Below are 10,506 nucleotides of genomic sequence, written 5' to 3' on the forward strand. Positions count from 1 at the left end.
CGCGCATACGCAGCGCGCGCCGCGGCATCGGCGCGCATCAGCGGGCCGGTCGCCAGCAATTCCAGCGAACTGAGCACCGAGCGATGCAGCCGCTGGATCTCGTCGAGCTTGGCCTGCGGCACATCGATCTCCTTCGCCACAGAAGGCATCAACGAGCGCAACTGCACCAGCCGCTTGTTGACCGCGAGGAAGCGTTTGACCTGTTCATCCTCGCTGATCGTTTCGCCTTCCAGCAAACGGGTGTAAATCCGCGCACAGTCGCGCAGATTGGCGGCAATCCCATAGCGCCACGAATAAGTCGCGTGCAGCGGCAACGCGAACGAAAACGCCAGCGCGATCACAATGCCGATCAGCACGTTCAGCGTGCGCCATAGACCGACGTCGATCAGATTGTCGCCATGACCCGCGACGATGCACATCGTGATTGCCGTCAGCAGGCCGATATACCCTGACGAACCGATAGCGAACCACGCGCAGATCGCCGCGACGATCGACATCAGCACATAGGTGAGCGGCAGCGACCCGGTCAGATTCTGCGTCAGGATGAGCAGAAGTCCGATCGCCGCGCCGAGCAGCGTTCCCGCCGCCCGGTCGGCGGCCTTCTTGCGGATATTGCCGTGATGCTGCAAGCCGCCGATCACCACCAGCAGGGTCACCGACGACCAGATGCCGTGAGGAATGTCGATACCGGTGGTCGCGAGAATCGACACCAGCATCGCAACGCCGACGCGCAGGCTATGCAGCACCTTCGCGTGGCGATAGCGGTAGTACGGCGACGTGATCGTTCGCACCAGACGGCTAATGGCCGAGCGGCGGACAATGACGCGGGGGGAATCGGCAGAAGCCATGGCTCGCGCGACGGACGCTTTGAAGGACGGTTCCGCTATCCTGCCCTGGAGTGCCCTGGAAAGACAAACGCCCGCAAACTTTTGTCTGCGGGCGTTGCTTTTCCGGCGAGATGGAACGCCTGGCTTAGCCTTCGACCACGTCCAGATAGTCTTCTGGACGGGTGCGGTCCTCGCCGCGCTGCATGCCGAACATGCGCACCAGCAGGCTCACCACCACCGACACCACCAGGTTGACGATCAGCGACCATACCGCCGCGTAGCCCGGAATCGCCATGCCGAACAGGTGGATCGTGAAGATCGAGCCCGCCAGCTTCAGCGAAATCGCCATCCACGTACCGGTTGCGATGCCCACTGCCCAGCCGATCAGGAGGCCGCGGTAGTCGAGCACACGCGTATAGAGACCCAGCACGATGGCCGGCAGCGTCTGGATGATCCAGATACCGCCGAGCAGTTGCAGCTGGATCGCATACGTGAGCGGCAACCCGAGAATGAACGCGACCGCGCCGACCTTGACGATCAGCGACACTAGCTTCGCGACATTGGTCTCCTGCTCATGCGACATGTTGCGGTTCACGAACTCCTTGTGGATGTTGCGCGTGTACAGGTTCGCTGCCGCAATCGACATGATCGCCGCCGGCACCAGCGCGCCGATACCGATCGCCGCGAAGGCCACGCCGACGAACCACGACGGGAAGAAGTGCAGGAACAGCGCCGGCACCGCGAAGTTCGGGCCGAATGCCTTGAAGTACGGCGCGAATTCCGGCATGTCCTTCACGCCCGACGCCAGCGCCATGAAGCCCAGCAGCGCGAGCAGGCCGAGCACCAGCGAGTAAGCCGGCAACATCGCCATGTTGCGGCGGATCGTGTTACCCGACTTCGACGACAGCACCGCGGTGATCGAGTGCGGGTACAGGAACAGTGCGAGCGCCGAGCCGACCGCAAGCGTCGCGTACGCGCTGTAGCCGTTCAGGCTCGACACGTCCGGCGCCTTCAGCAACAGCTTGGCAGGCGGCACCACGCTGAAGATATGGCCGAAGCCGCCCAGTTGCGGCGGAATCACGATGATCGCAGCAAAGATCACGATGTAGATCAGCACGTCCTTGACGACGGCGATCATCGCCGGCGCGCGCAGGCCCGACGTGTACGTGTACGCTGCCAGGATCGCGAACGCGATGATCAGCGGCAGATCGCCGACGAAGCCCTTGGTATCGAAACCCAACGCGCCGATCACCACTTCGATACCGACCAGTTGCAGTGCGATGTACGGCATAGTCGCGACAATACCGGTCACGGCGATTGCCAGCGCCAGCATGCGGCTGCCATAGCGAGCCGAGACGAAGTCGGCCGATGTCACGTAGCCCTGACGTTTGGCGATGCTCCACAGTTTCGGGAACACGACGAACGCGAACGGATAGATCAGGATCGTGTAAGGCAGCGCGAAGAAACCCGTTGCGCCCGCACCGAACACCAGCGCCGGCACGGCGATGAAGGTGTAGGCGGTGTACAGGTCGCCGCCCAGCAGGAACCACGTGACGACGGTGCCGAAGCGCCGGCCGCCGAGACCCCACTCTTCCAGGTGGGCCAGATCGCCCTTGCGCCAGTGGGCCGCGATAAAGCCGAGAATGGTGACGCCGATGAAAAACAGGACGAAGACGAAAGTTGCGGTGGCGTTCATTATTGTGCGCCCCCTTGCGAGCTGCCCGTCGAGCGGGTCTTGGTCTTGAAGTACACGAGCGCCGTGATGATCGCGCTGATCAGCACCCACAGGAGCTGATACCAGTAGAAGAACGGGAAGTCGAACAACTGAGGTTCGACCTTGTTATATGACGGCACCCAGATCATTGCGATCCAGGGCAACAGCAGCAACCAGAGCCAGTGCTTGCTGGCTTTGTTCGCGTCGGCGTCGTGAGCCATGACGTCTCCTCTTCCCTATTATTGAAATGTTGGCCCGTGTTTTGACGGGTGGTGGATCCCCCGTCGCAGGTAGGCCACGGGGTCCCCGAAAGCTTCGAAAGAGTATAGGAGCGTTTAACGTCCGGTCAAGCAGGGACGACCCGAGGCACGAATGCGGTTGGGAGGCTAGCGGGACGGGGCTTTGACGCGGGCGGGACACGGCTTCGACGGCCGGCGGGAGGCGGATCGGCTGTGCGATGCGCGATCGGGAGCGGCTTTGAGAACCGTCGCGTGGGCGCAACGGCGGTGGCCAGGTCAGTCTTATCGCAGTCGAGCCGGTTTGTCCGGCCCGACCGCTTCACGCATCAGACCGAGAACGAGTTGCCGTTCTGCCCGGTCGATTCCTGCAACCCTTTGATCCACTTGCGCGCCGGCAAGCCAAGTTCCGCTTCGATCAGCTTTGCGCGCGCTTGCAGTGTCGTGAACGGCACGTCGAGCGCCGGGCCCGAGAAAGCGAGCGCGATGCGGTTGCCGTCATGCACTTCCGGCAGCGCGACCACGCGGCCGTCGAAGGCTTCGTTCAGACGCTTCATGTTGCGCACGAAGCTCGGATGATCGCCGAACAGGTTCACCGTCACCACGCCCGCGTCGGTCAGACACGCGCGCACCGCACGATAGAAGCCGACGCTGTCGAGCACCGGACCACGCGCGGTGGCATCGTAGACGTCGATCTGCAACGCGCCGATCGTGCCGTGGTTGGCGCGGTCGTTGACGAAATCCCATGCGTCCATTTCGTGCACGGTCAGACGTGCGTCATCGTGCGGCAGTTCGAACATTGTGCGCGCAGCCACCACGACCGCCGGATTCAGCTCGACCGCTTCGACTTTTGCGCGCTTCAGGAAGCGGTATGCAAACTTGGTCAGTGCGGCGGCCCCCAGACCAAGCTGGACGATCCGCTTGGGCGTTTCGATGAACAGCAGCCAGGCCATCATCTGCTGCGCATATTCGAGTTCGATGTGATCCGGCTTGCGCAGACGCATCGCGCCTTGCACCCATTCCGTGCCGAAGTGCAGGAAGCGCACGCCGCCCTCTTCCGAGAACGTGACCGGCGCGAAACGCGGCTTGCGCGGCGCCTCGATTTGCGGCGCGTCGTGCAGGTCGTCGTCGTGCAGCGTGCGCTTTTTGTTGCGCATTACTTTTTGTTTGTTCTGCGTGCTGTCGCTCGGGTCAGCGTCTTTGTTGCGGAACGCACGTGCTTCAGCCGAGGCGCGCCTGATCAATTTCGTCATGTAAGGATGTCGCGCCAGAGACGCAATTTTTGGTCGAACGAGAGCATAGCATTCGCCGGACTCGACGAAGGCAATACGAGGGTGGCGTAGCCGGCTTCGCCGATCACTGGCGCAAAGCGGCCCGCCGTCTTGCCGTTGAAGCAGACTTTGGCAAGCGTCGGCGCGTGGGCGCGCAGCGAAGCAAAATCGTTGGGGCTGGCGTTGCGAATCGCGACGTCGAGACTGCCTTCGCGCTCGCAGGCGGCGAGCACGTCCCACACGCCGATGCCGTGCGAAAGCAAACGCGTTAGCCGCGCTTCGTAGGCGAGCTCGGGAAGCGGTTCGTCGAGTACAGTCCCGAGCAGACGCCAGAACTGGTTGCGCGGATGCGCGTAATACTGCGTCGCCACGAGCGATGCCTCGCCGGGAAAACTGCCGAGAATCAGCGTATGCGTATCCGCCGCGACGACGGGGGGAAAGCCGCGCAGCATCAGCGCTTCACCTTGCTGTCCGATGCCGGCAGGTGTCCGGATTCACGCGCGTCCCGCTCGCGTTCGGAAAGGTGTTCTTGCTCCGCACGCGGCGCACCATGGGCGCGCGACGCCGTATGCTCGAGCGGCCGGCCATGTTCCCGCATATGAGTGCGTTGGGGCACGTGCGCGGCCATCGGGTGTGCAGACGGTAACGGTACGCGCGCCGAAGACGCCAGATGCGCCCACAGCGCAGGCAACATGCATTCGGTCACCATCAACGGCTCACCATGTCGCTCGAACACCGAGCGGCGTGCGACCAGCGTATGCGGTGGCACGCGACCAATTTCACGCATCGCCAGCCGGTACAACGGATGACGAGCCGTCAGTCTGCGACTCACCAGCGACGAACGCGCAACGCTGCTATCGCTGTACAGCAACTCGGCCAGCGGCCGCGTGCGCAGCCGGCGCGTGGCCTGCCATACGCCGACGCTTGCGGCCAACGGCGCGATGCTGTGCGCTGCGACAAACGGCACGCCGTCGACCGACAACACCACTTCCCGAACCCAAACAGGCGCGCGCGACACGAGATCAAGCGCGGCGTGCTCGTCGGCCCACGGTAACGCGACAGCTTCGCGCGTCACGCGCACCACGACAACGCCCAGCGTGCGCAGATGCGCGGTCAGCGATCCGCCGCGGGTCAACCAGTCTTTCTGGGCGGCGCTAAAACCAGGCAAGGGCGCGACGCGCCAGTGGGCGTCGGCGGCATCGAAACGGATAGGCATGGTGTCGGATTATAACGGCGACGCCGTCAGGCGCTTGCCAGCCCCTCATCCCTCCCTCCGTCAGGAAGTTCAGAAGCACCCACTCGGATGCTGGACCACCTTAAACACATGACCGATTTCAGATAGATCCGATTCTCCTCTGCCTATGACGCGCGATACAACCTTCGTGCTTAACAAAGTCGGCGGTCCGCCCGCGATTGAAGGGCGTGCCATGTGATCGGATACTGAAGGAGAAAGAAGAAACATGAGAACGTTCCTGGGCGCAACTGCCTGCGCGATGTCTGTCCTGCTGATGGCTGGTTGCGCAGCCCCGCTAAACCGGGATACTGAAACATCGCTAAACAAGGCGGTCGGCATCGAGGTGACGCCGGTCGCCAACGGGGTTTCAGTCAAGCTGCCCGAATCCGCGTTGTTCGAATTCGGCAAATCCGAAGTGCGCGGCGACGCAGTCGCGGTGATCAACCGTTCCGCTGTTCTGCTCAATCGCAGCAAGAAGCCCGTGCTGGTCGAGGGATACACGGACAACGTCGGCACGCTCGACTATAACCAGCAGCTTTCGGAAGCGCGCGCCACTGCAGTAGGCTACGCGCTGGTGGCGCGTGGCGTAGCGTTGAATCGGATCCGCACGAAGGGCTATGCGTACAACAATCCGGTGGCGAGCAACGATACGCCCGAAGGGCGCACGCTGAACCGCCGCACCGAGATCGTCGTGCGTGGTGAGACGATGGATACGTTGATGGGACGGAAGTAGGCGTTGGCCGCTGCAGATCGTTCCTGGATGACAAATCGGGGGCGCTTTCGGCGCGCCCGATTCAGGTAGCCACGTATTCCTGTAGTGCATTTGCCACGTCATCCAGCACCGTTTCCCATCGACCGAGCTCCCGCTGCCTGAACAACCGCGCAGACGGATACCACGGGCTATCGTCACGCTCGACCACCCACCGCCAATCCGTGCAAGTCGGCAACAGGATCCAGACCGGTGTGGCACACGCCCCGGCCAGGTGCGCGACCGCCGTGTCGACGGTAATCACCAGATCGAGCGTCTGGACAATCGCCAGCGTATCGGAAAAACTGTTGATTTCCGGCCCCAACATGTGCAGATCGATATCCGTGGACAACGCTGCCGCTTCAATTTGCGCGTCACCCTTTTGCAGCGAAAACCACGTCGCGCCAAGCTGCTTCAGGACTCCCCGCCATTTGCTCAACTGAATCGACCGATAGCGGTCAAGCCCATAATCCGGATTGCCCGCCCAGACAATCCCGACGCGTTTTCTGGACTTGCCGCGCACATCCACTGGATCAATCGCGTCGAGGCGGGCTTGCCAGCGCCGAACCTTCGCTGGCTCCGCTGCCAGATACGGCATCGCGACAGGCAGCATCGACAAGTCCAGCTTCATATGCTCTGGCATCCTGAGCATCCGGCACCAGTAATCGTATGGACCCGGCGGCGTGGATATCCATGCCGCATGCACTCCCGCGGCATTACGCGCCAATTCGCCTAGCGGACTCTCGACCCACACATCGACGATCGCGCCCTGCCGATGCAACCAGTCAGCCATCCGCAGAAACTGGAGCTGATCACCAAGCCCTTGCTCACCGATAAGCAGGAAGCGACGTCCCGCTAACGGCTCGCCTTTCCATTCGGGAAAATCGGGGCGAACAAGATCGTGGTTTTCCGGCAGCGCTTCATGCCATCGATATTGTTTCCAGCCCTGCTCGAAGTCGCCGAAACGCAGTTGCGCTGCCGCTAGATTGAACTGGATCCGGGCGTGATCGGGCACCAGCCTCGCAGCCTCGATAGCATGCAACTGCATGGAAGAAAACTCTCCCAGCATATTGAACGCGTAAGACGCGTTGTGATGCAAACCGGCATTCCAAGGATCGATGGCGAGTGCTTGAGCCGCCACGCTAATCGCATCTCTGAAGCGATGCATGCCATTCAGTGCAAAGGTCAATTGCTCCAGCGCTGCGACATCGGTTGCGAAGCGGGTGCAAAGCTCGGCAAGCATCGTATCGATCTGTGCGTCGCGTTCAGCTTGCGACATGGCAGCGATTAGCTCGATTGCGTCGGACATTTGTGTCGAGTCGAGCGCCCATGCGTGGAGCCAATAGTCGGCTGCGTTGGAGAACTGTCCCAATTCAGTGCTGATTCTCGCCAGGGCGCGTACGGCATGACGCAATCCCGGATCGAGTTCAAGCGTCCTGACGTAGTGAGTCCGTGCTTCAGCAAGACGACCGGAGAGCTTCAGACAATCGGCCAGGTTCCGATGCAGGCTCGCGGTGCTGCCAGCCAGAGTAAGCGCGCGATGATAAAACGCTTCAGCGGCCGTCCGGTCACCCTGCATCGCGGCAAGCAAGCCTCGATGCTCCCAGATGTCCGCGCGCTCGGGGGCGGCGGTCAGCGCCTGATCCAGATAATGTCGGGCACGTTCGGGTTGATCCACGCGAAAACAGGCTAGCCCCATCCGATGAAGCGCGTGAGCATTTTGCGGTTGTTGGTCCAGCAGCCGCTGGTACTCGAGCATCGCTTCGTGTGTTTGCCCCGCTGCGAAGCAGGCATCGGCCTGTGCGGACAGCGTGTCAAGGTTTTCCAAGTCGGCTGACAGATGACCAGATAAGCGGTTTGGGTGGTGCATTGATATTGATGTCGACTACTTATATTCGAAAGGACGTTTGTTTTCCAACTAGATCTACGCGCGAGAAAGTGCCATCGCCTTCAGGCGGTCCACCACGCGCTCAATCACCGGCATCCACTCGCCCGGCGCTGGCTGTCTGAACAACTCAAGAGAGTCATACCAGGGCTGCGCCTCCTCATTGCCCCATGACCAGTGCGACACATGATCCAGCATTGCCAGCACCGGGCGTCCCAATGCGCCGGCTAAATGCAATGGCGCGCTGTCGATAGTCAGCAGCGCATCGAGCGCCGTGAGGTGCGCGGCAACGTCGTCGAAACCGGACTCGTAATGTCCGGTCAGATTGTGAACGCGGTAGCCGTGCTCCGTCAAAGCCGCTACATCCGCGCTACGGCCCGGCGTCAGCGGATGGAATACAACGCCGGGTAGCGCCAGCACCGGAGCCAACGCCGCAAGCGGAATCGACCGTTTCGCATCGCGCCGATGAGTCGGACTCCCGGACCACACGAGCCCGATATGCAGCGATGCATTCTTCGCGCATGCGCTCACGCGCTCGCGCCATACCGCCACGTTGTCGGCATCCGCCTGCAGATACGGCGCGCCACTCACCTGGCCGGGCAATAGTCCCAGCTTGTACGGCATGGTCATCATCGGTAAAACGAAGTCGGCCTTGCAACCAATGCCATCCTCGATCGCCACACAGTCGGCGTAAAACCGTCTCAACAAACCCAGCAACGGACGACGCACCGCCAGAACCAATCGGCCACCTTCATCGCGCACACGCGCCGCCAGCGCTGGGACGAATCGAACCATGTGAATGTCATCGCCATTGCCCTGTTCGCTGTGCACGACCAGCGTCTTGCCGGCAAGCGGTTCACCTTGCCAGCGCGGTCCCAACTTCCCCATGACGGTCACGACGTTATTCGGCTCGCGATCGTCACGTGTCAGCCGCGCCTCGAAGCGCGACCATGCGGTCGTCCACGCACCGCGTCGCAATTCGAGGTCGGCCAGATCGACGGCCGCCTGCGCCGCAGAAGGATCGATGACAAGCGCTGCATGCAGCGTCGCTTCGCTGTCGTCAAAGCGTGCCTGCTCGGCGAGATACATGCCAATCGCGGCCAGCACCGCTGCATTGCCCGGCGCGACTACATCGACAGCACGCATGGTGGCCTCCGCCGCAGCGGCGTCGTTGCACTGCCATTGCGCGTGACTCAGTTGCCAGGCCATCTCGGCATCAGCCGGATTGCGCGCGAGCATCTCGCGACAAATGCGTTCCACCGTGGGCCAATCGCGGATCTCCCGGAACGCCAGCACGAGTTGCAGTGGCAACGCGGGATGAATCGTCGGATCAAGGGAGTAGGCCCGCAACAATGCCGCGCGGCGTTCGGCCGGCGCGTCCGCATCCGGCAGCGCTGCTAGCGAAAACGCCAGCCACCACGGGGCGAACGCGTCGTGCGGCGCGTGCCGCTCATAAGCACGCAACATGTGTACCGCCGCCGAATGCGCGCCGCAGCGGTCGATCAACCAGACGATCCATTCAAGCGTCGCAGCCGAGGGTTGCGAGGTTACCGCCAGCTCGCTGTTGCGCTGCGCGACCTCGGCGCGGCCGAGTGCGTCGGCGAACAGTGCCACGCGTGCGTGACGCGCGCCGTTCGCAACAGCCTGCGCTTGCGATGCACTGTGGTACGCCGCTTCAAAGCGCCCCGCGCTCGCGCACAGGTCTGCGTGCAATTGCGGCGTGACACCCTCTGCGATGAGTTCGAGGGCGCGTCGCTCGGCGGCGTCGAAGCCTTGCTCGCGCAAAATCGACCACAGCAGACACGCAGGATCGGCGGGTTTCACCAAGGTGGAATCGGACATAAGAATACAGAGAGGTTGTTGCACGCCGGAACGCGCAATCGCAGAAATAAGACTCGGTGCATAAAGGGCTTAAAGATCGCAAATAATCCTTTACTCATCCGAATTTCGGTCGCAGCAGCATAAGACAAATGCACGTTTTCATATCCCACAAATCAATCTCAATTTAGTTTTGTTGAATATGTTTGGTTAGTTAACCATAATTATTTTACGGTCGATATTTGACGACGTGCCAAATCGTCCGGGTCAACAACAAACGAAAAGGAGTAACGGTTGAATACTACGAACTCGAAAGAAACTTCTGACCGCATCGCCCATCTGGCTGCAGTCGTTTTGCGGCGCCCAGGCGCCTTGCATCAGGAAAAGGAACTGGCCGGCTCTGCGCTCGCGCAGCACCACACGTCTAAACAGACCAGCACGGCGATCGGCAGTCTCGCGGCAAAAGTACTGGCCGACCATCATTCCTGCATCGAAGCAAAGGAACTGGCCGGCTCCGTGCTTTCGCAAGTGCGTCATTTGCATGGACAAGCGCCCGCACACTAAAACCTTTCCGCGGCCCATCCAGATCCCTGCGCAAAACCTTCTCCGGGCAGTCAGGAGATAAGGAGCAGGGATCGGCATAGGGGGCAGTCATAGGTGACTGCGCCCCTGCCACACCACCCGGCATGCGGGTCCGCACCGGGCGGTTCGGGAAGTTGAGGTTATGAGAGTCGGGGTACACCCAGCCGGTCGAAGTATGCGATGGTCAGCAC

The 10,506-nt window shown here is 61.7% G+C and carries 10 protein-coding genes; 2 read left to right on the forward strand and 8 right to left on the reverse strand.

Annotated features, from left to right (window positions below; all coding sequences use genetic code 11):
* The 6 genes from VFE81_RS14655 to VFE81_RS14680 form a co-directional block, all read right to left on the reverse strand.
* The coding region (locus tag VFE81_RS14655) for an FUSC family protein (protein WP_325045287.1) at positions 1–848 on the reverse strand (848 nt) is incomplete at its 3' end.
* A 124-nt stretch (positions 849–972) separates the two neighbouring features.
* Complete coding sequence (gene mctP, locus VFE81_RS14660; RefSeq protein WP_325045288.1) at positions 973–2,523, reverse strand: monocarboxylate uptake permease MctP; 1,551 nt, start codon at positions 2,521–2,523, stop codon at positions 973–975.
* Positions 2,523–2,762 (reverse strand): DUF3311 domain-containing protein, encoded by a 240-nt coding sequence (locus VFE81_RS14665; RefSeq protein ID WP_175052778.1) that lies wholly within the window; start codon positions 2,760–2,762, stop codon positions 2,523–2,525. The genes mctP and VFE81_RS14665 overlap by 1 nt, the downstream gene beginning before the upstream one ends.
* Positions 2,763–3,106: 344 nt before the next feature.
* Positions 3,107–4,030, reverse strand: a complete 924-nt coding sequence (locus VFE81_RS14670; protein ID WP_325045289.1) for a spermidine synthase — start codon at positions 4,028–4,030, stop codon at positions 3,107–3,109.
* Complete coding sequence (locus VFE81_RS14675; RefSeq protein ID WP_325045290.1) at positions 4,027–4,500, reverse strand: DNA-deoxyinosine glycosylase; 474 nt, start codon at positions 4,498–4,500, stop codon at positions 4,027–4,029. The genes VFE81_RS14670 and VFE81_RS14675 overlap by 4 nt, the downstream gene beginning before the upstream one ends.
* Positions 4,500–5,264 (reverse strand): chorismate--pyruvate lyase family protein, encoded by a 765-nt coding sequence (locus tag VFE81_RS14680; protein WP_325045291.1) that lies wholly within the window; start codon positions 5,262–5,264, stop codon positions 4,500–4,502. The genes VFE81_RS14675 and VFE81_RS14680 overlap by 1 nt, the downstream gene beginning before the upstream one ends.
* A gap of 244 nt (positions 5,265–5,508) precedes the next feature.
* On the opposite strand from VFE81_RS14680, the gene VFE81_RS14685 reads away from it, so the two are divergent.
* Positions 5,509–6,015, forward strand: coding sequence for an OmpA family protein (locus VFE81_RS14685; protein WP_325045292.1), 507 nt, complete (start codon positions 5,509–5,511; stop codon positions 6,013–6,015).
* A 61-nt stretch (positions 6,016–6,076) separates the two neighbouring features.
* Here VFE81_RS14685 and VFE81_RS14690 read toward each other — a convergent pair whose 3' ends face one another.
* Together VFE81_RS14690 and VFE81_RS14695 are read right to left on the reverse strand one after the other, a co-directional pair.
* Positions 6,077–7,900 (reverse strand): tetratricopeptide repeat protein, encoded by a 1,824-nt coding sequence (locus tag VFE81_RS14690; RefSeq protein WP_325045293.1) that lies wholly within the window; start codon positions 7,898–7,900, stop codon positions 6,077–6,079.
* 54 nt (positions 7,901–7,954) lie between these two features.
* Positions 7,955–9,757, reverse strand: a complete 1,803-nt coding sequence (locus VFE81_RS14695) for a glycosyltransferase family 9 protein (protein ID WP_325045294.1) — start codon at positions 9,755–9,757, stop codon at positions 7,955–7,957.
* A gap of 270 nt (positions 9,758–10,027) precedes the next feature.
* Here VFE81_RS14695 and VFE81_RS14700 point away from each other — a divergent pair, with 270 nt between their 5' ends.
* Positions 10,028–10,297, forward strand: a complete 270-nt coding sequence (locus VFE81_RS14700; protein ID WP_325045295.1) for a hypothetical protein — start codon at positions 10,028–10,030, stop codon at positions 10,295–10,297.
* The last annotated feature ends 209 nt before the right edge of the window (positions 10,298–10,506 follow it).

Origin of the sequence: Paraburkholderia sp. (assembly GCF_035656215.1) — a bacterium.
Lineage (GTDB): Bacteria > Pseudomonadota > Gammaproteobacteria > Burkholderiales > Burkholderiaceae > Paraburkholderia.

Excerpts from the sequence above, each read along its gene's own strand:
- VFE81_RS14685 (WP_325045292.1), top strand. The coding sequence starts at position 5,509 with ATGAGAACGTTCCTGGGCGCAACTGCCTGCGCGATGTCTGTCCTGCTG.
- VFE81_RS14675 (WP_325045290.1), bottom strand. The coding sequence starts at position 4,500 with ATGCTGCGCGGCTTTCCCCCCGTCGTCGCGGCGGATACGCATACGCTG.
- VFE81_RS14665 (WP_175052778.1), bottom strand. The coding sequence starts at position 2,762 with ATGGCTCACGACGCCGACGCGAACAAAGCCAGCAAGCACTGGCTCTGG.
- VFE81_RS14680 (WP_325045291.1), bottom strand. The coding sequence starts at position 5,264 with ATGCCTATCCGTTTCGATGCCGCCGACGCCCACTGGCGCGTCGCGCCC.
- VFE81_RS14670 (WP_325045289.1), bottom strand. The coding sequence starts at position 4,030 with ATGACGAAATTGATCAGGCGCGCCTCGGCTGAAGCACGTGCGTTCCGC.
- mctP (WP_325045288.1), bottom strand. The coding sequence starts at position 2,523 with ATGAACGCCACCGCAACTTTCGTCTTCGTCCTGTTTTTCATCGGCGTC.
- VFE81_RS14695 (WP_325045294.1), bottom strand. The coding sequence starts at position 9,757 with ATGTCCGATTCCACCTTGGTGAAACCCGCCGATCCTGCGTGTCTGCTG.
- VFE81_RS14690 (WP_325045293.1), bottom strand. The coding sequence starts at position 7,900 with ATGCACCACCCAAACCGCTTATCTGGTCATCTGTCAGCCGACTTGGAA.